Below are 22,433 nucleotides of genomic sequence, written 5' to 3' on the forward strand. Positions count from 1 at the left end.
ACGGCGAAGACCGCGTGGTGCCAGGCCTCGGAAAAGATCCTGGATTCATCATCAGCAGAAGTTGTGGATTCGCTGAACGATAAATAGACTACACAGACATATCGTAAAAAGCCAAGGTTAGCCTTACTTATGAATGAGTAGCCTTGCCTTAATTAAATGACTTTCAGGGATGTTCGAGTAACTCATGCAGAAGTGGTCTTTGCGCAGGACTGTGCGCCGTCGATCGTTCCGCCGGACCGCGTGGCTCGCCGGCGGTCTGGTGCTGGCGGTCCTGCTGTGGAACAACGGAATCCACAACATCGGTTCGATCAACGCCCAAGGTGAGGCCGCATGTCAGCAGCCTCCCGCCCGGTCGACGCCGAATCTGCCCGACGTTCCCGACGTCGACCGGAAAGCTCTGCCCGACCCGACGGAGATCACGGGGCAGACGACTGCGTATACGCAGGCCGGCGAGATTCCGCCGGTCTCCGATACGGCCGCGCACGAAGCGAACCTGCCGGTGACGGTGAAGAGCAATGACGGTCCCGAGCAGACGGTGAAGAAGACCGACCGAATCCTCGCAATGAACCAGAACGGCGGGATCGCCGCCGCGGTGGTCGGTCTCGGACTCGGCTGCAACCTCGTCGGCAGAGACATCGCCACTGACTTCACTCAGCTCGTCCCCGGTGCCGAGCAGCTGCCGCTGATCACTCAAGGCGGACATGAGATCAACGCCGAGGCGGTGCTCGCGCTCTCGCCCGACGTCGTCCTCACCGATACGACCATCGGCCCCTACGACGCGCAGCTGCAGCTGCGCAATGCCGGCATTCCCGTCATCTTCATCTCATCGTCGTATTCCGACGGCGTGCGCTCCGCGGGACCGCAGATCCGGGAGGTCGCGGATGCTCTCGGTGTGCCCGAACTCGGTGACAAGCTCGCCGAACGCACCGTCCGCGAGATCAACGACACGCAGAAAGCCGTCGCGAGGCTCGCTCCCGAGGATCCCGCCGATCGCCCGCGGACGGTCTTCCTCTACCTGCGCGGCAACATCTACTACTGGTTCGGCGTCGGCTCCGGCGCGGATTCGCTCATCCAATCCGTCTCCGCCCGCGATGTCGCCGCCGAAGTCGGATTCGAAGGCATGTCACCGACGAATTCAGAAGCACTCATCAAGGCAGCCCCCGACGTCATCATCGTCATGACCCTGGGGCTCGCCTCGGTGGGAGGCATCGACAAGGCTCTCGAACTGCCCGGCATCAAACAGACTCCGGCAGGGAAGAATCGGCGGCTCGTCGATATGAGCGACTACGAAGTGATGAGCTTCGGCCCGCGTTCGGCGCAGGTGCTCGCGGCTCTCGGCACCGCGATCTACGCGCCCGAGCTCGCCTATCACCCGGACCATCCGCCGAAGTCCATCGAGAAGCGACTGAAAGAGATCAATGAGGAACTGGAAGAGGATGAGGCATGAGTGAGTCCACCGAGATTCGGGACACCTCGCTGCGCCGATCCCGCCGCCGCCCCGACCCGGCCGAAGTCGGTACCGGTCCCGCCGCCCCCGCGGCGGGCGGACGCCCCGACCCGACGAGCCGCCTCGACGCCGTCCGAGAAGATCAGGGGCTCGACCTCGGACGCATCCGCGGCCAGCGCACCGCCAGAGCGGGAACCCTGTTCCTCGTCCTCACCATCGCCCTCATCGCCGCATGCGTGCTCTCTGCCGCAATCGGTCAGCTCTTCATCCCGCCGCTCGAGGTCATCGGCTCACTGCTGGGCAAAGTCGGACTCGACTGGCTGCCGGGACCGAGCCACGATTTCGGTGAGGAAGCACTGTGGCAGGTGCGCTTCCCCCGCGTGGTCATGACCGTCCTCGTCGGTGCCGCTCTCGCCGTGGCAGGAGCCATGATGCAAGGCGTTTTCGGCAACCCGCTGGCCGAACCCGGCGTCGTCGGAGTCTCGTCCGGTGCCGCGGTCGGCGCCAGTGCCTCGATCCTCTTCGGCTGGTCCTTCCTCGGTGCCTTCACCACCCCGACCTTCGCCTTCGTCAGCGGTCTGATCACGACCTTCATCGTCTACACGGTCTCCCGCTCGGGAGGGCGGACAGAGGTGATCACGCTCGTGCTCACGGGTGTCGCGGTCAACGCCATCGCCGGAGCCGCGATCGCGTATATCACCTTCGCCGCACCCACCTCGGCGCGGGAACAGATCGTGTTCTGGCAGATGGGCAGCTTCAACGGCAGCCTATGGTCCCAGGTCGGGCTGATCCTCCCGCTCATCGTCTTCGGGATCATCATCGCCCAGACTCTCGCGCCGGGCCTCGACATCCTGTCGCTGGGGGAGAAGAGCGCCCGTCACGTCGGAATCAATGTCGAGCGGCTGCGCATCATCGTCATGGCCGTCGTCGCCCTGCTCGTCTCCGCAGCTGTAGCCTTCTGCGGGATCATCGCCTTCGTCGGCCTCGTCGTCCCACATATCATCCGCATGATCATCGGCCCCGGGCACCGGCTCCTACTGCCGGCCAGCGTGCTCGGCGGGGCCGTGCTGCTCTCGATCGCCGATCTTGCCGCTCGCACCCTCGTCGAGTTCGCCGATCTGCCCATCGGCATGCTCACCTCGCTGGTCGGCGGGCCGTTCTTCTTCTACCTCATCAGACGCAGCCGCAAGGAATCAGGAGGATGGGCATGAGCATCATCACCGTGGGCAGATCGGCCGTGCGCCGCCCGGAATTCCCCGTCGCCGGCAAGCCGATCATCTCCGTGCGCGGAGCCGAGGTGAGCTTCGGCGAACGCACCATCCTCGCCGGCATCGACCTCGACATCCGATGCGGGGAGGTGCTCGCCATCGTCGGCCCCAACGGCGCCGGCAAATCGACCCTGGTCAATGTCATCACCGCCGACGTCGAGCTCGACGCCGGGAAGGTGTTCATCGACGACGAAGTGGAGTACTCCTGGTCGACCCGAGAACTGGCGATGCGCCGAGCGGTCCTCCTCCAGGACATCGGAATGGCATTCCCATTCACCGTCCTCGAGGTCGTCGAAATGGGCCGCTCCCCGTGGGCGGGCATGCGCGAATCCCAGCACGACGACCTCATCGTCGCCGGATCGATGTCGAGGACGGAGACCGTGCAGTTCGCGGCCCGGAAGTTCACCTCCCTGTCCGGAGGCGAGAAGGCCCGGGTCGCGCTGGCCCGGGTGCTTGCGCAGGCGACCCCGGCGCTGCTCCTCGACGAGCCGACCGCACCGATGGACATCCGCCACCAGGAGCTCGTCCTCCAACAGGCGCGCGACTACGCCTCGACCGGAGGCGCCGTGGTCATCATCGTCCACAACCTCGATCTCGCCGGTGCCTACGCCGACCGGATCGCGATGCTCTCCGACGGTTCGATCATCGCCGACGGTCCACCCGCCGAGGTGCTCACCGCCGACCGCATCAGCGACGTCTACGACTATCCCGTATCCATCGTGGCCGACCCCAACACCGGAGCACCGTTGGTCGTGCCCGTGCGCGCCGGCCGAAAGGAAGACTGACCCATGTTGACGACTGCACTCCACCGGACCATCGCCTCGGTGCCGGTGAAGCGGATCCTCGCGCTCATCACGATCTCCGCGCTCTTGGCCTTCGCCGTGGGCGTGACGACGACGATGCTCAATCCGACCCCCGCCGAGGCGGCCCCGAAGGTGTCCGTGTCCGGCACCCCGAAGGCCGACGGCGAGTCGACGCTCAACCTCTCCGGCTCCGGTTTCCAATCCGTCGAAGGCGGATTCGGTGGGATCTACGTCCTCTTCGGCTGGGTCGACGACGCCTCCGGCGGATGGCGTCCGAGCAAGGGCGGAGTGACTGGGTCGAACTACCGCTATGTCTACGACGACGAGACCAAACCGGCCGGCTACCAGCTCTTCGTGACCTTCCCCGGATCGAGCACAGCGTATGCCGCCAACGGCGGCGAAGTCGCGGCGAACGGGACGTGGAGCGGAACCATCAAGGTCCCCGGTGAGAAATTCACGACCTATGACCGGTCGCAGAACGAGACCGAAGTCGACTGCGGCGAGGTCCAGTGCGGCATCATCACGATCGGCGCCCACGGCGTCGACAACGCAAACAACGAATCCTTCACTCCCGTCGACTTCTCCGCCTCCGGTGCCGCCGCAGGCAAGGACGCCGAGAAAGACGAGAAGAGCGAGAAGACTGAGAAGTCCTCCGGCGATGAGAAGAGCGACGAATCAAGCGCTGGTTCCGGTGACGATGGAGGCGGAGCGGAAGCGAGCTCCGGCAGCGGCAACTCCGGCGGAGAGGACACCCAGACCGTTGACCCTGCACAGAACCCGAATGTGGCACCGGTGGCCAGCGAACCGCCGATGAGCACATCATGGCTGATCTTCTTCGCCATCCTCGCCGGAGTGCTCGTGCTCGGGTCGATCATCGCGATCGGTCTCGGGTTCGGCATCGGCGGCTACCTCGCGGTCAAGAGTCTGCTGCTGGGAGTCAGCCCGGCGGCGATGGAGAAGGAACACGACCGACGCGAGCGGAAACGGATGAGGACCCAGCACAAGCTGGCCAAACGTCGGCTCGTGATGCAGCGGAAGAAGAAACTGCAGCTGGCCAAGCTCGAACGCGGCTCCGAGCGTGCCGTGGCGCACGCGAACCACCAGAGCCTCGGTCCCGGCACCGGGAAACTCCCTCCGCAGGTCATCGCCTTCTTCGAGGACGAGGACCGGAAAGCCGCGGGCAGCCGCGGCGACGAAGGCGTCGGCGCTGCGCCGAGCTTCTACACCGGAGGCGTCATCACAGCCGAGTCCGGCGCCAACAGCACGGGACCCGGGGACGGTGGGGCCGCCTCGGCGGGGGAGACCGACCCGGAGGATCACAAGGACACGCGAGTCCTCACGGCGGTCGCTCCGGACGGCACCGACAACTCTGACGACACGACGACGCACTCATGACACACGAACGGATCGTCTTGCGGGACGAGAACGGACGAGGAACGACGATGCACACTCACACCTCCACCCGCAGGGGTCGAATTCTCACACGCACCGCGGCAGGGATCGTTGCCCTGGGGCTGCTCGGTTTCGGGCTCACCGGACCGGCGCAGGCGGTGACCGCGCCGTACTCGGTGCCGGGAGCCGCCTCGACGACTTCGCCTGAGGACGAAGCGACCGACTCGGGCGAGCAGGACATCGACGATGCGGTCTTCGAATGGTCGGTCAATGACGAATCCACCGGCGGATCGTACTTCGGCGGCTGCAACTTCCTGGCCGCAGGTGAGGCTGGGGATTCTGAGATGGCCCGGATATGGACGGACAAGGACGCCGGTACTCTGTTCAAGGTAAACGGCGAGAAGAACTTCGTCGACGGCAATGTCTCGATCGTCAAGGAGGACAATACTTACTCGAACTTCGGGAAGCGGTGCGCGAAGCCAACGGAGGAAGACGAAGAAGGAAAGATGCAGTATGCCTCGGTGAACAACAAGGTCAACGCCGAGGCCGAGAACAACCACACCGGTGACCACGTCCGAATCGACAACGGCTCGGGCATAGTCGATCCCGACAATAACAATGCCTCGATCCAGTGGGAAGGTTCCTGGACCTTCGCCTACTACGGCGGCATGACCTACTGGACGATCTCGGACCCGAAGCTCGAGGTCAAGGACGGCAAGGGCACGATCACCGGCACCTACTCCGGTTACGGCGCCGATATGGACGACCTGAGCATCTGGAAGAAGCTCGATGCCCGCGACGGAGACATCGTCGAAATCCAGCGGGGGAACGTCGATGTCACTGACACCGGATTCACTTTCACTCCGGACTTCCTCGGTGTTGCAACGAGCGCGGACGGACGCAATTCTCAGACCCCGAAGACAGCGGAGAACGAATCATGGTGGGGAGCGATGCCGCAGGACTGGATCAACTTCAACCTCGAGACCGGCCAGGACTCCTACTGGTACACGACCGCGGGCGGCCCCACCTCACTGCAGCCGCGGAAGAAGACCAACGACCTCACCGTCACCTATGACAAGACTGTCGAGGATCCCGATGATGGAGACCACACTGAACCGCCCGGACCGGATCCAAAAGAACCGGATACTCCAGGCGATGGCGGCAAGAGCGATGACGACAAGAAGAGCGCCGGCGACGGGACCGCGACTCTGTACTGGTCGTTGAACCGGGAAGCCAACGGCGGAGCATTCTTCGGCGGCTGCAACTTCCTCTCGGCGGGCAAGGCGAAAGACTCCGGCAGCGCCCGGGTCTGGCCCTCCGGCGGAGGCGGATTCTACAAGTCGAAGTCCGGGAACGTGACGATCCAGAAGCCCACCGGGTCGACGTTCAAGGAAGCCACGTGGGACTCCCGGTGTCTCGATGCCGAGGGTGAGGCCGTGTCGACTTCGCGCAAGGACTCGTGGACCCAGTCGCGCGTGGCCATCAAGGACGGCGAAGTCAGCGAGACCCACAGCGGCGTCACCGTGCAGTGGAAGGGCAGCTTCACGGTCGCGTTCTACGGCGGCATGACGTACTGGTCGGCGACCGACCCGAAGCTCGAGGTCGACAGCAGCGGGAAGGGCCGCCTCGTGGCGGACCTCAGCGGCTACGGAGCCGACATGTTCGACTCGTCGAAGTGGGTCACTCTCAAGCCCGAATCGATCACGATGGCGAACTTCAAGAACATCGACGTCGACGCCCTCCTCGACGACGGACACATCACGGCCACCCCGGACTACCTCGGCGTGAAATACGACAACAAGGGCAAGTCCGGCTCGTCCGGCAGCGCGGTCGGCGGTGCTGATGAGAACGCCTCGGTGCAGGCGAAGAAGACCGGTGAGAACAGCGACTACTGGGGTGCCTTCCCGCAGGACTTCATCGACTTCCAGCACAAGACAGGTCAGTACTCCTACTGGTTCACCTCCGACGGAGCGCGGGATCCCTACAAGCCGGCCCAGCCGATGACCATCTCCCTCGGCGACTATGAGCCGGGCGCCGGAGACTACGCTCCGGGTGCAGGCTCCGGCGCGCCCGGTCAGAACGCTGCGGGCAGCGGCGGTCAGCCGGGAACCGGGCAGGCCAGTGCCGGAGGAGCCGGCAGCGGAGCAGGCGCCGGCTCGGGCAAGGGGGCCGACGGCAAGAAGTCCGAGAAGAACGGCGACATCGACGACGAGACAGTCTTCGCCCAGGAGGCTGAAGAAGCTCGAGCCGCCTCTGAGGTGCCCATACGGGCCTGGATCGTCATGGGCACCGGGCTGGCCGTGGCGATCGTGGCCGGGTTCGGCATCCGGTCGGGAATCCGCCGCCACATCGGCCTCGATCCCTCGGACCTCGCCTGAGGGCAGGAGACCTGACCGAGCAGGGCTCGGTTCGCGGCGGATCTCACCGTGAACCGGGCTCTGACCGGAATGTTTCGGAGGGTAGTCTGGAGGGCATGACACGTGTGCAATTGGCAGATACCGATCTCTTCGTCCACCCTCTTCAGCTGGGCGGCAATCCCTTCGGCTGGGGTGCGGATCGGGATCAGAGCTTCGCTGTTCTCGACGCTTACGCCGAGGCCGGCGGAAACTTCATCGACACCGCCGATGCGTATTCGGCCTGGGTCGAGGGGAACTCGGGCGGAGAGTCCGAGACGATCATCGGCGAATGGATGAAGGCTCGCGGCAACCGCGACGAGATGATCATCGCCACCAAGGTCGGCATGCATCCCAAGCGCAAGGGCCTTGACCCGGCGAATATCCGCATCGCCGTCGACGACTCGCTGCGCCGGCTCGGCACCGACCACATCGACGTCTACTATGCCCACAGAGACGATGATGACGTCGATCAGGTCGCCGTCGCCGAGACCTTCGACGCGCTCGTCCGATCCGGCAAGGTCAGCTACCTCGGGGCATCGAACTTCAGCCTCGAGCGACTGCAGAAAGCCCGGAAGATCTCGACGAAGTTCTCGCTTGCCTGCTATCGAGTCGTCCAGGACCGGTTCAACCTCGTCTCCCGCGCCGCCGTCGATCCGCAGAAACAGGCGTACCTGCGTTCTGAGGGCATCGCCGAACTGCCGTTCCACTCACTGGCCTCCGGTTTCCTCACCGGCAAGCACACCGGCGGCGACGCCACCGGCAGCGTCCGCGGTGACCGTGTCGCCGATTTCGTCGATGACCAGAAGGCCCTCGGCGCCCTCGAAATCCTCCACGATGTCGCCGCCAATCACGGTGCGTCGATGACGGCCACGGCCATCGCGTGGCAGCTCACTCACGATTTCATCCCCTCGACGATCGCCTCGGCGCGAGTGCCCGAACAGCTCACCGAGCTGCTCGTCGGAACTGAGATGCAGCTGAGTCCTGATGAGAAGGCGGCCCTCGACGGCGCCTGGGTGGAAGCATGAGTGGGACCAGCCCGCGCCTGGTCACCTGGGAGAACGGCACCGACCTCGTCATCGAGGTGCTCCTCGAGCGTGACGTCGAAACGGTCTGGAACGCACTGACCGATGCTGAGAGTGCACGGGTCTGGTTCGCGCCGTTCCGCCTCGGCGAGGAAACCGGGGCAGAGGAGTCCGATACGGCTGACGAAGCTGATTCGGACGGATCCGCAGCCCGGCCGATCACGTTCGCGCTCGAGGACATCGACCTGAACGGATCTGTCCTCAGCTGTGAGGACTTCGATCACGTGCTGCTCGAACTCGACGACTTCGGCGTGCTCGGCATCCGCGTGCTGCCGATCGAGGGGGAGACCGGTCAGGAGACCCTGCTCGTGCTCACCCATACCGCGCCCGATGCCGAGACCGCCCGCGGTCAGGCCGCCGAGGTGGGGCCGATGTGGGACACGCATCTGCGCCTCTTCGCCCGCACCCTCGGTATGGACATCGCCGAGGTGACCGAGCCCGAACTCGTGGCCATCTACTCCGACCTCGACCTCGAAACCGCGGAGTCTGCCGACGCACCGGAGGACGGATCATGAGCGACCCACTCGTCCTCGGCATCGAATCCTCGTGCGACGAAACCGGGGTCGGCATCGTCCGCGGGCGCACGCTGCTGACGAACACCGTCTCCTCGTCGATGGACGAGCATGTGCGCTTCGGCGGGGTCGTGCCCGAAGTCGCCTCCCGCGCCCATGTGCAGGCCATCGGCCCGGCCATCGCCTCGGCGTGTGAGACCGCCGAGGTGGAGCTGTCCGAAATCGACGCCGTCGCCGTGACAGCGGGGCCGGGTCTCTCCGGTGCACTGATGGTCGGGGTCGGCGCGGCCAAAGGGCTTGCCGCTGCTTTGGGCAAACCGCTCTACGGAGTCAACCATCTGGCCGCTCACGTGGCCGTCGATCTCGTCGCCGAGGACGTTGACGGGCTGACCACTCCGACCATCGCCCTGCTCGTCTCTGGTGGGCACACCGAGATTCTGCGCATCGGCGACGTCGTCGAGGACATCGAACTCCTCGGCGCTACGATCGATGACGCCGCAGGTGAGGCCTTCGACAAGACCGCGCGCCTGCTCGGGCTCAACTATCCCGGCGGACCGAACATCTCGAAGGCAGCTCTTGGCCTGCTCGACGGCACCGGGATCCCCGGCGACCGGAAGGCAGTGAAGTTCCCGCGCGGACTGGCGAAGAAACAGGACCTTCGGGACCCCGAACGCCGGTATAACTTCTCGTTCTCCGGGCTCAAAACCGCTGCACTGCGCGAGGTGACGAAAGCGGAGACTCTGGGTGCGGACCTGCGTGTGGCCGATATCGCCGCCGGGTTCGAAGACGCTGTCGTCGACGTGCTTGTGACCAAGACTCTGCTCGCTGCGGCCGATACCGGAATCAATCATGTCGTGCTCGGTGGGGGAGTGGCCGCGAACTCGCACCTGCGTGAAGTGCTCTCGGCTCGCTGCGCCGAGGCGGGCGTGACTCTGCGGGTGCCGCCGTTGAAACTGTGCACGGATAACGGAGCCATGGTCGCGGCTCTCGGTGCGGAGCTCGTCTCCCGCGGAATCGGACCGAGTGACCTGTCCTTCGCCGCCGTCTCCTCTTTGGATGTCGATCATGTCCTCGTCTGAGAGCGACCCGAACAGCGCCGCCGAACGCAACGCACAGGCGGCGAAGTCAACGCGCCTGCCTGCCGGTCGGCCGCCTCGGCGATCGGGTGACGGGTGGACGTATGGGTCCGATGGGAAGAAGCATTGGGGTCTCAACGGGGCCGCGGGGCTCATGCTCGTCGATCCCGAGCGCGGGGTGCTCATGCAGCACCGGGCGCTGTGGTCGGTCGAGGGCGGGACCTGGGGGTTCCCCGGCGGTGCCCGCGATATGGGCGAGTCGGCGGTCGAGGCCGCGGTCCGGGAGTCCTGGGAAGAGGCCGGGGTTCCTGACCAGGATGGATCGGGCATCGAGATCCTCGAGACGCACATCCTCGACCTGGACACCTGGTCGTACACGACGGTGATCGCGAAGACCCTGCGCCGCTTCGACGCTGTCATCAATGACCCCGAGAGCATCCAGCTGTCGTGGGTGCCGTTGGACGAGCTCGAGGACTACGAACTGCACCCGGGAGTCGCCTCCGCGCTGCCGACGCTCTTGGAGCTGCTCCGACCCCATCTGTGAGCTCGGCTCGCTCGCCGTTGGGGCTGTGCCTGCGGGCCCACGTGTCTCCTGTGGGTGGATCCGTCTCGAAATCTCCTTGCGAATCGTGGTGGATCCACCCCTAGGACGCATGAGGGGCTGATGCGGCCGCGGGTGGGCGCAATCGAACCCGGAAGAGCCGCCTCAGCTGTAGGAGTTGCGGAGGTCGCCGATGAGCGAGCGGGTCACCTCGGTGAGCGAACCCGTGGTGCCGAAGACCTTCTGCAGGCGCTGGTAGGGCACGCCTCGTTCGATGATCGAGGTGATCGAGTGCAGCTCGTCGACACAGCCGAGGCGTTCAGCGACGGGCGAGAGTCGTTCGATCTCGTCGGCGAGGCATTCGGTGACGAGACGCTCGTCGGCCGCGGCGTTCTCGATGATGATGGCGTCCATGCCGTAGCGGGCGGCGCGCCACTTGTTCTCGTTGTGGAACCAATCGGGCATCGTCGGCAGGGTCTCACCGGCGTCGAGGCGTTCGGACATGTCATCGACGAGGCACTGGATGAACGCGGTGACCGCGAGGATCTCCTCGAGCGTCGGCAGCCCGTCGCAGACACGGACCTCGACGGTGCCCCAGTGCGGGGCCGGCCGGATGTCCCAGCGGATCTCGTTGATGTTGTCGATGATCCCGGTGGTGAGCATGTCGTCGACGTACTTCTCGTAGTCCGCCCACTGATCGAACTGGAACGGCAGACCGGCCGTGGGCAGCTGCTGGAACATCATCGCCCGGTTCGAGGCATAGCCGGTGTCCGTGCCGCCCCAGAACGGAGACGACGCGGACAGTGCCTGCAGGTGCGGGACATAGGCGAGCAGTGCGTTGACGATCGGCAGCACCTTGTCGCGCGAGTCGATGCCGACGTGGACGTGGACGCCGAAGATCAGCATGTTCCGACCCCACCACTGGGTACGATCGACGAGTTCGAGATAGCGGTCCTTCGCTCGGACCTCCTGCGACTGCCACTGCGCGAACGGGTGGGTGCCCGCCGACATCAGTTCGACACCGCGTGCCTCGGTCAGCTTCCGCAGCGCCCCGATCGAGGTGGCCAGATCCTCGGCGACGGTCGACACCTGTTTGTGCACGCCGGTGACGAGCTCGATCGTGTTCGTCAGCATCTCTCCGACGATGTGCTTCTCGTACTCGGGCGCATGCTCGGCCACATCGGCCAACAGAGTCTCGGCAGCCGGGGTCAGATCCAGGCTGCGAGAATCCAGCAGAGCCAGTTCCCACTCGACACCGAGGGTGGAGCGGGGAGAGCGTGCGAAATCGACCATGATCCGATCATAATCGCGCACGCCCGATTCCCCGGACTCAGCGGCGACATTCGAGCTGTGTGATGCCCCGCATTCGCGCGCCGAGGCGACCCCGCCGGTCACGCGGCGCGGCGTGCGTCCTCGGCCAATCGGCTGCCCGAGTCGGTGTCGAAGAGGTGCAGGCGCGCGGCATCGGGAGCGACGCGCACGGTGTCCCCGCGGCGGATCGTCGATCGGCCGGCGACGCGAGCCACCACTGTCTTCTCGCCCGAGGCCAGGACTGCTCGACCGTGGACGTAGGCATCGGCGCCGAGCTCCTCGACGAGATCGACGGTGACCTCGAGGCCTTGCGTCTCGGTGACCTGCAGATCCTCCGGACGGATGCCGACGGTGACCGTCTCACCGGTGACCTGCTCACGCTGTTCCGCGGTCAGTGAGAGTTCGACATCGCCGAGGCGCAGCGACGTTCCCTCGACCGGCACCTCGACGAGGTTCATCGCAGGCGAGCCCATGAAGCCCGCGACGAAGAGGTTCGCCGGTCGATCGTAGAGGTTCGCGGGAGTGTCCACCTGCTGCAGCCGGCCATCGGCGAGGACCGCAACCCGGTCGCCCATCGTCATCGCCTCTACCTGATCGTGGGTGACGTAGACGGTGGTGACGCCGAGGCGGCGGGTCAGCGAGGCGATCTGTGCGCGGGTCTGCACCCGCAGCTTCGCATCGAGGTTCGACAGCGGCTCGTCCATGAGGAAGACCTGCGGGGACCGGACGATGGCACGCCCCATCGCCACGCGCTGGCGCTGCCCACCGGACAGCGCCTTCGGCTTGCGATCGAGGTACGCTTCCAGGTCGAGCAGCCGGGCGGCCTCCTCGACGCGCTGATCGCGTTCCTGCTTGGCGACTCCCGCGATCTTCAGGGCAAAGGCCATGTTCTCGCGCACGCTCATATGCGGGTAGAGCGCATAGTTCTGGAACACCATCGCAATATCGCGTTCCCTGGGGGAGAGATCCGTGACATCGTGGTCGCCGATGCGGATGTGACCGGAGTCGACGGGTTCGAGCCCGGCGAGCATGCGCAGGGTCGTCGACTTCCCGCAGCCCGAGGGGCCGACGAGGACGAGGAACTCCCCGTCGGCGATGTCGAGGCTGACCTCGTCGACGGAGGGTTTGAGCGCCTCGGGGTATTGACGAAGTGCTTTGTCGAAGGTGACTGTGGCCATTGTTCTCAACCTTTCACGGATGCGTGCGCACCCGAAGATCCACGGTGATCGGTCAGTGATTGATCGGACGATGAGCGTTCGGACAGAGAGGGTTCTGACGAAGTTGGTTCCGACGTTGCGTGGCCCGGCGAGACGAGACTGGCCGTCTGCTGAGCAGCCGTCCGCGCTGCACAGGACCGGTACTGCTGCCGCACCCGCGATGGACGCGGATGCAGAGTGGCGACGAGCTCGACGGTCCAGTCCGGCAGGGTTCCCGAGAGTGTCCACGCCGCCTGCCGAGCCGCCCCGATGGCGACGTATTCGGCCTGTTCGGGCACGTCGATGGGCACGGTGAAGATATCGCGGGCGACCTCCCGGACGGCAGGATTGCGTGCCGCCCCGCCGATGAGCAGCAGCCGTCCGGCCTCCAGGCCCTGCGCCTGCACCGCGTCGAGCCCGTCGGCCAGACCGCACAGCATTCCTTCGACGAAGGCGCGGGCGACGTTCTCCGCCGAGGAGTTCGCCAGGGTCATCCCCTCGAGGCGAGCCGTGGCATCGGGCAGGTTCGGGGTGCGCTCGCCCTCGAAATACGGGACGAGCGTGAGCCCGTCCGCTCCCGGCCGGGACGCCAGCGCCAGGGCCGCGAGTTCGTCGTGGCTGACCCGCAGCAGCTTCGCCGCCGAATCAAGGACGCGGGCGGCATTGAGCGTGGCGACCAGCGGCAGGCGCCCGCCGTCGGCCGAGGCGAAACCGGCGACCGTGCCGGACGCATCGGCGATGGGCAGGTCGGTGGTGCCGAAGACCGTACCGGACGTTCCGATCGAGATGACGAGATCCCCCGAGGTGACCCCGAGTCCCAGCGCCGCGGCGGCATTGTCCCCGGCCCCGGGGCCCACGACGATTCCGTCCGGGCTGTGCCCGGCCGCCTCGTCGGGGGCGAGGACGCGGGGAAGGATGATCGCCGAGGCGGCTTGCCCGTTCCCGCCCAGGTTCGGTGAATCCGCCTCCACGTCCGTATCCGCGGCGCACGGCAAGCCCGCTGCCTCACGGGCGGACGCACCGAAGGCGATGCGGAAGAGATCGAGATCGTAGCGAGAAGCGGAGGGGTCGAAGTAGGCGGTGCCGCTGGCGTCGGACGCATCGGTGACCAAGGCCTCGAGCACGGGACCGCGGACGGATGCGTCGGTGGGGCCGTATCCGAGGAAGCGCCAGCTCAGCCAGTCGTGCGGCAGGGCGACGGCGGCGACCCGGTCGGCATTGTCCGGTTCGGCATCGCGCAGCCACCGCAGTTTGGCGGCGGTGAAGGAGGCGACGGGCAGGACCCCGGTGCGCGCGACATAGTCGGCGGCTCCGACCTCGGCGATGAGGTCTCTGGCCGCGGCCTTGCTGCGCAGATCGTTCCACAGCAGGGCATCGCGGATGACCCGGCCCTCGGCGTCGAGGGCGACGAGTCCATGCTGCTGACCGCTGATGCTCAGACCCGCGACATCGTCGAGTCCGCCGGCTGCCGCGATCGCCTCCTGCAGAGCCGTCCACCACGCTTCGGGGTCGACCTCGGTGCCGGGAGGGTGCGGGGCCGAACCGGTGCGGATGATGTCACCGGAGTCCGGATCGGCGATGACGACCTTGCAGCTCTGGGTCGAGGAGTCGACACCGGCGACGAACCTGCGATTCGCACTCATCGGAACTCCTCCTCAGCTGGCGCGGCACCGGGGTCGGCCGCCTCGGCGAGGATCTCATCGGCCAAGGAGCGGTCGATGATCGCGATATCGAGGATCCCGGCGGCACAGGCGGCACGGACCGCGCGGGCGCGCTCGGCTCCACGGGCGACTCCCACGGTCGTCGCAGCCCGGCGGAGCTGATCGAGGGTGACGGCGATGACGCGGTCGTCGATCGTGGTGACATCGGATCCGTCGGCGGCGAAGAGACGTCCGGACACCTCGGCGATGGCGCCGTCGTCGATGCCCGCCTGACGCTGGGCGGGGGAGCACTTATCCCACACCGAGGACAGGCCCTCGGCCCAGGAAGCCACAGAGACCACGGCAAGATCGAGGTCATCGGCGGCGGCCAGGGTCCCGGAGATCTCGGGCAGTGCCCGCAGGTCAGCGGCGGTTCCCGCCTCGGTGACGAGCAGCGGGGCGGGCAGACGGACCATGCTCACCGCCGGATCCTGGCCCAGCCGGGTGAAGATCTCCGAGCTGGGACGATGCGATTCCAGGCGGAGGGCACCGGCGAGCTGGACGATCGTGCAGCGGGGCAGGGCCGGAGTGAACGCGGCCGCGGAATCCAAGGTGCGCGACCAGGACAGGCCGATGCGCATCCCCGCATGGGCGTGGCGGCCGACCAGCGATAGCGCGGCCCGACCCATCTGCTGGGAGGCCTGAGTCTCGTCGGGGATGTCGACGATGACGACCGAGTCGAGGCCGAGCGCTGCGGCGACCTGCTCGGCCAGACCGTCGGCTTCACCGGCATCGGCTTCGATGGTGATCGTCACGACCCCGGTGTCGACGGCCTCCTGGAGGAGGCGGGCGACCTGAAACCGGCTGAGTCCGTTCGACTTGCCGATCTCGACCTTGGACCGCCCCTCAAGGTAGTGATCGCGGGCCAGCTGGGCGAGGAAGCGGCGGTGGCGGGCGGTGGGCACCGTGGACATGGGCCTCCCTTCGGCGTCGACGACTGTGTGTTCGCTCATATGTGAAGTGTTGCACATCTGATTGGTTCGTGACACAGTATTGCACATATGAGCACGGATGCTCATATGATTTTCTCGCAGCGAACCGACGGCGGGCTGCGATCCCGCAAGGACGAGGGAAGGCGCAACGATGAAACACCTGATCACAGGCCGGAGAGCCACTTGGGCGGCCATCGGCATGGTCGGAGCACTGGCATTGTCCGGCTGTGGTGGTGCCGGCGGCAGCTCGGCCGGCGGCGGCGGCGACGAAGTCAACGTCCTCATGGTCAATAACCCGCAGATGCAGGACCTGCAGAAGCTCACGGCCGATCATTTCACCAAGGACACGGGCATCAAGGTCAACTACACCGTGCTGCCGGAGAACGAGGTGCGGGCGAAGATCGGCCAGGAGTTCGCCGCTCAGGCCGGCAACTACGACGTCGCCTCGATGTCGAACTACGAGATCCCGACCTACGCGAAGAACAAATGGCTCACCCCCATGGACGAAGGCGTCGTCGATGCCGAGGGCTTCGACCAAGACGACATCCTCGCCCCGATGGCCGAGTCGATGACGGTCGACGACCAGGTCTATGGTGAGCCGTTCTACGGTGAGGGCTCGTTCCTCATGTACCGCACGGACATCTTCGACAAGGCCGGCGTGGAGATGCCGGAGAATCCGACCTGGGACGAAGTCGCTAAGCTCGCTGCGAAGGTCGACGGTGCGGAGAAGGGCACGAAGGGCATCTGCCTGCGCGGACTGCCCGGCTGGGGCGAGATGTTCGCTCCGCTGACGACCGTGGTCAACACCTTCGGCGGAACCTGGTTCGACGAGGATTGGAACGCGCAGGTCGATTCCAAGGAATTCAAGGAAGCCACGAACTTCTACGTCGACCTCATCAAGGACCACGGCGAATCCGGAGCCCCGCAGGCCGGCTACACCGAGTGCCTGACGAACCTGCAGCAGGGCAAGGTCGCCATGTGGTACGACTCGACGGCCGCCACCGGAACCCTCGAAGCCGATGACTCTCCCGTCAAGGGCAAGATCGGCTACGTCGCGGCACCGGTGAAGGATACGGAGTCGAGCTCCTGGCTCTACACCTGGGCATGGGGCATCCAGGCCGCAGGCAAGAACCAGGACGCGGCGAAGCAGTTCGTCGCCTGGGCCTCGTCGAAGGACTACGAGGAGACCGTCGCCGAGGAGCTCGGCTGGCAGCACGTGCCGGCGGGCAAGCGGACCTCGACCTATGAGAACCCCGAGTACCAGAAGGCCGCGAAGCCCTTCTACCAGCAGACCGAGGACGCCATCAACTCGGCCGATCCGGTCAGCCCCGGAGTCCAGCCGCGACCGACGCTGGGAGTCCAGTTCGTGACGATCCCCGAATTCGCCGACCTCGCCACGGGCATCTCCGAAGACGTCAGCTCTGCCATCGCCGGTCGGACGTCGGCCGATGCGGCCCTGAAGAAGGGCCAGAAGGAAGCCGAGAAGGTCGGAGACAAGTACAAGAAGTGACCGAGCGCCTCGGGGAGGGTGATCGTCGCCCTCCCCGAGGCGGCCCCGGCCCCATCCGCACCACCGCCTGACCCACCACCCGCCTGACGAAGGATGTTCGAAGTGTCAGCTCCAGCCGCCGAGCGTGCATCGCAGCCGATCACGCCGCCGAAACCCCGTGCCAAGGACCGATGGCTCAAGCGCGCGCCCATGCTGCCGGCGCTGATCTTCGTCATCCTCGTCACCCAGATCCCGTTCGCGATCACGATCATCATCTCGTTCATGAACTGGAACGCCGCCTACCCCGATGACATCAGCTTCGGCACCGTCCAGAACTACGTCACCGTCTTCACCGATGCGAACCTGCTCAAGGCCGTCATCGTCACCGTCGGGCTCACGGTCGGCGTCGTGCTGGCCTCGGCTCTGCTGGGCCTGGGCATCGCCCTGCTGCTCGATCGGAAGTTCATCGGCCGCGGATTCGTCCGCACCCTGATGATCACCCCGTTCCTCGTCGTCCCCGTCGCCGCCGCGCTGCTGTTCAAGCACGCGATCTTCAACCCCTCGTACGGCCTCATCAACGGGCTGCTGACCACCATGTTCGGAGAGAACGCCCCGCAACCGGACCTCATGACCTCGAACCCGCTGCTGGGCATCGGGATCGTCCTCGTCTGGCAGTGGACGCCGTTCATGATGCTCATCATGCTCGCCGGACTGCAGTCACGACCCATGGACGTCTACGAGGCGGCCCTCGTCGACGGCGCAGGACCCTGGCAGACCTTCCGCTTCATCACCCTGCCCCACCTGCGCCGATACATCGAACTCGCCGCACTGCTGGGCACCATCTACATCGTCCAGAACTTCGACATGGTCTTCACCATGACCTCCGGAGGGCTCGGCACCGCCACCCTGCCGTACGTCATCTACCAGGAGTTCTTCGTCGCTCAGGACTACGGAGTCGCCTCCGCCGTCGGTGTCATCGTCGTCATCGCCTCACTCATCACTGCGACCTTCGCCCTGCGCACCGCATCGACCCTGCTCAAGGAGGAGAACTCATGAGCACCCCCGACCTCACCGTGGACGACCACCCCGCACCCGGGGTGACCCCCACCCCGACCGAACCGGGCGGACCCGGTTCCGCAGAGCCGCCTCGGCGAAAGGCGAACGCACCGAGGCGGCCCGGCCAGGGGCGGGCGGGCAAGATCCTGCTCGGCCTGTTGGCCTGGTTCGTCGGACTCCTGTTCGTCTCACCTCTGCTGTGGATGCTGCTGACCAGCCTGCACGCGGAGACCGACGCCTCGACGAATCCGCCGAGCTACTTCGCCCCGCTGACGCTGGAGTCCTTCGTCAACTTCTTCGGCGGCGGCAACGGCGCGAACCCCTGGCCGTTCCTCATCAACTCCGCGGTCGCCGCCATCGTCTCGACCCTCATCGTCCTCGTCCTCTCCACGATGGCCGCGTACTCACTGGCGATCCGCCGCATCGAACGCTGGTCGGACGTGCTGTTCTTCCTTCTGTCGACGAAGATGCTGCCGATGGTTGCGGGCCTCCTGCCCGTCTACCTCGTCGCGAAATCCTTCGGCATCCTCGACACCTGGCTGCTGCTCATCATCATCTACTCGGCGATGAACATGCCGATCGCGGTGTGGATGATGCGCTCCTTCCTCGCCGAGGTGCCCGTCGAAGTCCTCGAAGCCGCCGAACTCGACGGCGCCCGCCTGCCGCGCGTCTTCCTCCAGATCCTGCTGCCGCTGACCGCACCCGGACTGGCCGCGACCGCCCTGATCTGCTTCATCTTCTCGTGGAACGAACTCCTCTTCGCCACCGTGCTCACCTCCACGGCGGCATCGACGGCACCCGTGTTCCTCACCAGCTTCGTCACCTCCCAGGGTCTGTTCCTGTCGCAGGTGTGCGCGGCCTCGCTCATCATCTCCGTGCCCGTGCTCGTGGCCGGAATCGCCGCCCAGGACAAACTCGTCCAGGGCCTGTCCATGGGAGCCGTCAAATGACCGCACCGACCACCGCGCTTTCCCTCAACACCCAGAACCTCGCCGAGGTGGCCGACCACGGCATCGCCGTCCCCACCTATGATCGGTCGGCCGTGAGCCCCGGCATCGTCCACTTCGGAGTCGGCGGATTCCACCGCGCGCACATGGCCATGGTCCTCGATGACCTGCTCGGGGCTGGGCTGGCCGCCGACTGGGGGATCGTCGGGGCCGGAGTGCTGCCCCACGACGTGGCCATGCGCGATGCGCTCGCCGACCAGGACCACCTGTACACACTGACGCTCAAACACGCCGACGGAACCAAGGAACGTCGGGTGATCGGGTCGATCATCGACTACCGATTCGGGCCCGATGACCCTGCCGGACTGCTCGATCTGCTCACCGACGAGACGATCCGGATCGTCTCCCTGACCGTCACCGAGGGCGGATACAACGTCAACCCAGTCACCGGAGAGTTCATCACCGATGAGCCGACGATCGTCGCCGACGTCGAGGCGCTGCGGTCCGGTGAGCTGCCGGCCACTGTCTTCGGCTATGTCGTCTCCGCTCTGCGGTCACGGCGTGAGGCCGGAGTCGCACCGTTCACCGTGCAGTCGTGCGACAACATCTCGGAGAACGGCGATGTGGCGGCGAAGATGTTCTCTGCCTTCGCTCGCCTCGTCGATGCCGAACTCGCGGAGTGGATCGCCGAGTCCGTGGCGTTCCCGAACTCGATGGTCGACCGCATCACCCCGGCCACCACTGATGGCGACCGCGCCGACCTGGTGGCCGACACCGGAGTCACCGATGCCTGGCCTGTCGTCGCCGAGCCCTTCTTCCAGTGGGTACTCGAGGACGATTTCACCTCTGGTCGTCCTCCCTATGAAGAGGCACGGGTGCAGGTCGTCGACGATGTGCAGCCCTATGAGCACATGAAGCTGCGGCTGCTCAACTCCGGGCATCAGGGGCTCGCGTACTTCGGCCTCCTCGGCGGATACACCTTCGCCCATGAAGCGATGGCGAACCCGGACATCCCCGTCTACCTGCGCCGATACATGGACGAGGAAGGCACACCGAGCCTGGCGCCGCTGCCCGGAATCGACCTGGACGCCTACAAGGACTCACTCATCGAACGCTTCAGCAACCCGGAGATCCGCGACACTCTCGCCCGCCTCGGCGCAGAGTCGTCCGACCGGATCCCCAAATGGCTGCTGCCGGTCGTCAAGGACAACCTCGCCTCGGGCCACCCGATCGAGGTGGCCGCGGCGATCTGCGCCTCGTGGGCCCGGTATGCCGAAGGGCACGACGAATCCGGCGGTCGGTTCACCATCGTCGACCGCTATGCCGACGAACTGCTGGCAGTGGCCGCGACACAGGCAGAGGACCCGCTGGCCTTCGTCCGGCAGGAACAGTTCTTCGGACCGCTGGCCGAGGAGCCGAGGTTCACTGAACCGTATCTCAAGGCACTGACATCGCTGCACGAACGGGGAGCGACGGAGACTGCCCGCCGCCTGGCCGCTCACGAAGAACTCTGAACGGGCGGTGAGCTGGCGGGAACGTCTAGCATGGAGACATGTTGCGTTCTCGCCTGAGCCTCCTGGCCCTGACCACGACTCTCGCGCTCGTCGGCTGTTCCGGCGGAGCGTCAGCCCCCGAATCCTCCACGGCCGGGCAGAAGTCCTCCGCCGATTCCGGTGCTGAGACCCAAGCGCAGTCTGAAGCCCAGTCCGAATCGTCCCTGGACAACCCCGCCGACGCGGATCCAGCCGACTTCAAGGACGAGGCCGCGGACATCGTCGGAGACTTCTCCGACGAGGAACTCGCCGGGTCCCTCATCATCGGCACCTGGGAAGGCACCGACACGCAGACCCCGGTGGACATGGTCAAGCAGAACCACCTCGGCGGAGTCATCGTCATGGGCTACAACCTGCAGGAGAACCCGACGAAGGACCAGGTCACGGAACTGACTGATCAGATCTCCGGGGCCCGGACGCAGGGGCAGCCCGTATCGATCGGCGTCGATCAGGAAGGCGGACCGGTGTCACGCCTCGGCACCGCAGCGCTGCCGTTCCCGCCGCTCATGGGCCTGGCCGCGACCGATGATTCCGACCTCATCACCGACGCCACGACCGTGCAGGGGCAGAACCTCACCGACCTGGGCTTCACCATCGACTTCGCTCCGGACTCCGACGTCACGGTTGGGCCGAAGGACAAGGCGATCAACGTCCGCTCGGGCGGCACCGACCACGAGGATGTCGCCGAGGTCGTCGCCGACGCCGTCGAGGGATACCGGTCAGGTGGGGTGTCGAGCTCGGCGAAGCATTTCCCGGGGCACGGCCGCCTCGGCGTGGATTCGCACGAGAGCCTGCCGGTGTCGGAGAAGTCGATCGAGGAGATGGAGGACACGGACCTCCTGCCGTTCAAGTCCGCGGTCAAGGCCGGTGTGCCGATGGTGATGATGGGCCATATCGGTCTGCCCGATGCGAAGACAACGCCCGCGACGCTCAACGAGAAGGCCTACTCGGCGCTGCGTGAGACCCTCGACTATGACGGTGTCATCACCACGGATGCGCTGAACATGAAGGCTGTGCCGCAGAACCTCAATGGCGGAGAGACCGTCAAGGCGCTCGCTGCTGGAGCCGATATCGCGCTCATGCCCCCGGATTCGGCGGCCGCGCAGAAGGCGATCGTCAAGGCGATTGGGGACGGGACGCTGGAGAAGAAGGACCTCGTCGAGAAGTCCGAACGCGTCGTCGCAGCCCAGCTGGCCACCGCCGAAGCTCAGAAGAGCGTGCAGGCCGGGGACTCGGATGCGAAGGATCCGAAGAAGGTCCTCACCGAAGTCGCCGACAAGTCGCTGACCGTGCTCAAGGGCGAATGCTCCTTCACCGGGACCGATTCGATCTCGATCGTCGGCGGCAGCGACAAGGAGAAGGCGGCACTGAAGGAAGCCGCCGAAGCCGAGGGCCTCACCGTGGGATCCGGTGGAACCTCCGTGAGCCTGAGCCCGTCGACCTCCGCCGAGGTGGCCGTGGGCACCGCTGCTCCGTGGACGATGCGCAGCACCGCGGCGAAGTCCGCCGTGACCGCGTACGACTCGAACCCGTATGCTCTGCGGGCCGTGGCGAAGTGGCTGAAAGGCGACCTCGAGGCATCGGGTCAGCTGCCTGCCGAATACGACGGCAGCGACAAAGTTCCCGACTGTGGGTGACCAGCAGGCTGCGCTCATGGTCGTGAACGAGCGGCGCACATAAGAGATCCCCTCGCCAGCACTGTGCCGACGAGGGGATCTCTGTGTGTTCGGTT

General features: G+C 66.0%; 18 protein-coding genes. 14 read left to right on the forward strand and 4 right to left on the reverse strand.

Features of this window, described 5'->3' with window-relative positions:
* Window positions 1-199: 199 nt before the first annotated feature.
* The 9 genes from HIM68_RS06720 (at window position 200) to HIM68_RS06760 (ending at window position 10,520) form a co-directional block, all read left to right on the forward strand.
* Window positions 200-1,447: a hemin ABC transporter substrate-binding protein gene (locus tag HIM68_RS06720; protein WP_253903789.1), complete on the forward strand. Its 1,248-nt coding sequence runs from the start codon at window positions 200-202 to the stop codon at window positions 1,445-1,447.
* Window positions 1,444-2,658, forward strand: coding sequence for an iron ABC transporter permease (locus HIM68_RS06725; protein ID WP_216656970.1), 1,215 nt, complete (start codon window positions 1,444-1,446; stop codon window positions 2,656-2,658). Before HIM68_RS06720 ends, HIM68_RS06725 begins: the two co-directional genes overlap by 4 nt.
* Window positions 2,655-3,500, forward strand: a complete 846-nt coding sequence (locus HIM68_RS06730; protein WP_172170836.1) for a heme ABC transporter ATP-binding protein — start codon at window positions 2,655-2,657, stop codon at window positions 3,498-3,500. The genes HIM68_RS06725 and HIM68_RS06730 overlap by 4 nt, the downstream gene beginning before the upstream one ends.
* Before the next feature lie 3 nt (window positions 3,501-3,503).
* Window positions 3,504-4,913: a hypothetical protein gene (locus tag HIM68_RS06735; protein WP_172170838.1), complete on the forward strand. Its 1,410-nt coding sequence runs from the start codon at window positions 3,504-3,506 to the stop codon at window positions 4,911-4,913.
* 47 nt (window positions 4,914-4,960) lie between these two features.
* The gene (locus HIM68_RS06740; protein ID WP_172170840.1) at window positions 4,961-7,288 is read left to right on the forward strand and encodes an HtaA domain-containing protein; all 2,328 of its coding nucleotides are present in this window, start codon (window positions 4,961-4,963) and stop codon (window positions 7,286-7,288) included.
* A 95-nt stretch (window positions 7,289-7,383) separates the two neighbouring features.
* The gene (locus HIM68_RS06745) at window positions 7,384-8,331 is read left to right on the forward strand and encodes an aldo/keto reductase (RefSeq protein ID WP_172170842.1); all 948 of its coding nucleotides are present in this window, start codon (window positions 7,384-7,386) and stop codon (window positions 8,329-8,331) included.
* Window positions 8,328-8,903 (forward strand): hypothetical protein, encoded by a 576-nt coding sequence (locus HIM68_RS06750; protein WP_172170844.1) that lies wholly within the window; start codon window positions 8,328-8,330, stop codon window positions 8,901-8,903. The genes HIM68_RS06745 and HIM68_RS06750 overlap by 4 nt, the downstream gene beginning before the upstream one ends.
* Complete coding sequence (gene tsaD / locus HIM68_RS06755; RefSeq protein WP_172170846.1) at window positions 8,900-9,979, forward strand: tRNA (adenosine(37)-N6)-threonylcarbamoyltransferase complex transferase subunit TsaD; 1,080 nt, start codon at window positions 8,900-8,902, stop codon at window positions 9,977-9,979. The genes HIM68_RS06750 and tsaD overlap by 4 nt, the downstream gene beginning before the upstream one ends.
* Window positions 9,957-10,520 (forward strand): NUDIX domain-containing protein, encoded by a 564-nt coding sequence (locus tag HIM68_RS06760; RefSeq protein ID WP_139908679.1) that lies wholly within the window; start codon window positions 9,957-9,959, stop codon window positions 10,518-10,520. Before tsaD ends, HIM68_RS06760 begins: the two co-directional genes overlap by 23 nt.
* Before the next feature lie 162 nt (window positions 10,521-10,682).
* Here the strand turns inward: HIM68_RS06760 and HIM68_RS06765 are convergent, their stop codons facing one another.
* From HIM68_RS06765 to HIM68_RS06780, 4 genes are all read right to left on the reverse strand, one after another.
* Complete coding sequence (locus tag HIM68_RS06765) at window positions 10,683-11,810, reverse strand: glutamate--cysteine ligase (RefSeq protein ID WP_139908678.1); 1,128 nt, start codon at window positions 11,808-11,810, stop codon at window positions 10,683-10,685.
* 98 nt (window positions 11,811-11,908) lie between these two features.
* Window positions 11,909-13,006, reverse strand: a complete 1,098-nt coding sequence (locus tag HIM68_RS06770) for an ABC transporter ATP-binding protein (RefSeq protein ID WP_172170848.1) — start codon at window positions 13,004-13,006, stop codon at window positions 11,909-11,911.
* A 5-nt stretch (window positions 13,007-13,011) separates the two neighbouring features.
* A complete protein-coding gene (locus HIM68_RS06775; protein WP_172170850.1) occupies window positions 13,012-14,667 on the reverse strand; it encodes a xylulokinase in 1,656 nt (551 codons plus the stop codon).
* On the reverse strand, window positions 14,664-15,677 hold the full coding sequence (locus HIM68_RS06780; protein WP_172170852.1) for a sugar-binding domain-containing protein: 1,014 nt from the start codon (window positions 15,675-15,677) through the stop codon (window positions 14,664-14,666). The genes HIM68_RS06775 and HIM68_RS06780 overlap by 4 nt, the downstream gene beginning before the upstream one ends.
* A 130-nt stretch (window positions 15,678-15,807) precedes the next feature.
* Between HIM68_RS06780 and HIM68_RS06785 the strand changes: the two genes are divergently transcribed.
* The 5 genes from HIM68_RS06785 (at window position 15,808) to HIM68_RS06805 (ending at window position 22,338) form a co-directional block, all read left to right on the forward strand.
* Complete coding sequence (locus HIM68_RS06785; RefSeq protein ID WP_172170854.1) at window positions 15,808-17,166, forward strand: sugar ABC transporter substrate-binding protein; 1,359 nt, start codon at window positions 15,808-15,810, stop codon at window positions 17,164-17,166.
* Between the two features lie 93 nt (window positions 17,167-17,259).
* Window positions 17,260-18,201 carry a carbohydrate ABC transporter permease gene (locus tag HIM68_RS06790; RefSeq protein WP_253903790.1) on the forward strand — a complete coding sequence of 314 codons (942 nt, stop codon included), beginning with the start codon at window positions 17,260-17,262 and terminating at the stop codon, window positions 18,199-18,201.
* Complete coding sequence (locus tag HIM68_RS06795; protein ID WP_245395713.1) at window positions 18,198-19,151, forward strand: carbohydrate ABC transporter permease; 954 nt, start codon at window positions 18,198-18,200, stop codon at window positions 19,149-19,151. The genes HIM68_RS06790 and HIM68_RS06795 overlap by 4 nt, the downstream gene beginning before the upstream one ends.
* A complete protein-coding gene (locus HIM68_RS06800) occupies window positions 19,148-20,662 on the forward strand; it encodes a mannitol dehydrogenase family protein (RefSeq protein WP_172170856.1) in 1,515 nt (504 codons plus the stop codon). Before HIM68_RS06795 ends, HIM68_RS06800 begins: the two co-directional genes overlap by 4 nt.
* A 38-nt stretch (window positions 20,663-20,700) precedes the next feature.
* Window positions 20,701-22,338 carry a glycoside hydrolase family 3 N-terminal domain-containing protein gene (locus tag HIM68_RS06805; protein WP_253903791.1) on the forward strand — a complete coding sequence of 546 codons (1,638 nt, stop codon included), beginning with the start codon at window positions 20,701-20,703 and terminating at the stop codon, window positions 22,336-22,338.
* Window positions 22,339-22,433 lie beyond the last annotated feature (95 nt).

This window comes from Brevibacterium sp. CT2-23B, assembly GCF_013168765.1.
Classification (GTDB): Bacteria; Actinomycetota; Actinomycetes; order Actinomycetales; family Brevibacteriaceae; genus Brevibacterium; species Brevibacterium sediminis.

Coding starts and splice junctions, on each gene's coding strand:
- HIM68_RS06765 (WP_139908678.1), bottom strand. CDS start 11,810: ATGGTCGATTTCGCACGCTCTCCCCGCTCCACCCTCGGTGTCGAGTGG.
- HIM68_RS06750 (WP_172170844.1), top strand. CDS start 8,328: ATGAGTGGGACCAGCCCGCGCCTGGTCACCTGGGAGAACGGCACCGAC.
- HIM68_RS06775 (WP_172170850.1), bottom strand. CDS start 14,667: ATGAGTGCGAATCGCAGGTTCGTCGCCGGTGTCGACTCCTCGACCCAG.
- HIM68_RS06770 (WP_172170848.1), bottom strand. CDS start 13,006: ATGGCCACAGTCACCTTCGACAAAGCACTTCGTCAATACCCCGAGGCG.
- HIM68_RS06730 (WP_172170836.1), top strand. CDS start 2,655: ATGAGCATCATCACCGTGGGCAGATCGGCCGTGCGCCGCCCGGAATTC.
- HIM68_RS06735 (WP_172170838.1), top strand. CDS start 3,504: ATGTTGACGACTGCACTCCACCGGACCATCGCCTCGGTGCCGGTGAAG.
- HIM68_RS06785 (WP_172170854.1), top strand. CDS start 15,808: ATGAAACACCTGATCACAGGCCGGAGAGCCACTTGGGCGGCCATCGGC.
- HIM68_RS06745 (WP_172170842.1), top strand. CDS start 7,384: ATGACACGTGTGCAATTGGCAGATACCGATCTCTTCGTCCACCCTCTT.
- HIM68_RS06780 (WP_172170852.1), bottom strand. CDS start 15,677: ATGAGCGAACACACAGTCGTCGACGCCGAAGGGAGGCCCATGTCCACG.
- tsaD (WP_172170846.1), top strand. CDS start 8,900: ATGAGCGACCCACTCGTCCTCGGCATCGAATCCTCGTGCGACGAAACC.
- HIM68_RS06805 (WP_253903791.1), top strand. CDS start 20,701: ATGTTGCGTTCTCGCCTGAGCCTCCTGGCCCTGACCACGACTCTCGCG.
- HIM68_RS06725 (WP_216656970.1), top strand. CDS start 1,444: ATGAGTGAGTCCACCGAGATTCGGGACACCTCGCTGCGCCGATCCCGC.
- HIM68_RS06795 (WP_245395713.1), top strand. CDS start 18,198: ATGAGCACCCCCGACCTCACCGTGGACGACCACCCCGCACCCGGGGTG.
- HIM68_RS06790 (WP_253903790.1), top strand. CDS start 17,260: ATGTTCGAAGTGTCAGCTCCAGCCGCCGAGCGTGCATCGCAGCCGATC.
- HIM68_RS06740 (WP_172170840.1), top strand. CDS start 4,961: ATGCACACTCACACCTCCACCCGCAGGGGTCGAATTCTCACACGCACC.
- HIM68_RS06760 (WP_139908679.1), top strand. CDS start 9,957: ATGTCGATCATGTCCTCGTCTGAGAGCGACCCGAACAGCGCCGCCGAA.
- HIM68_RS06800 (WP_172170856.1), top strand. CDS start 19,148: ATGACCGCACCGACCACCGCGCTTTCCCTCAACACCCAGAACCTCGCC.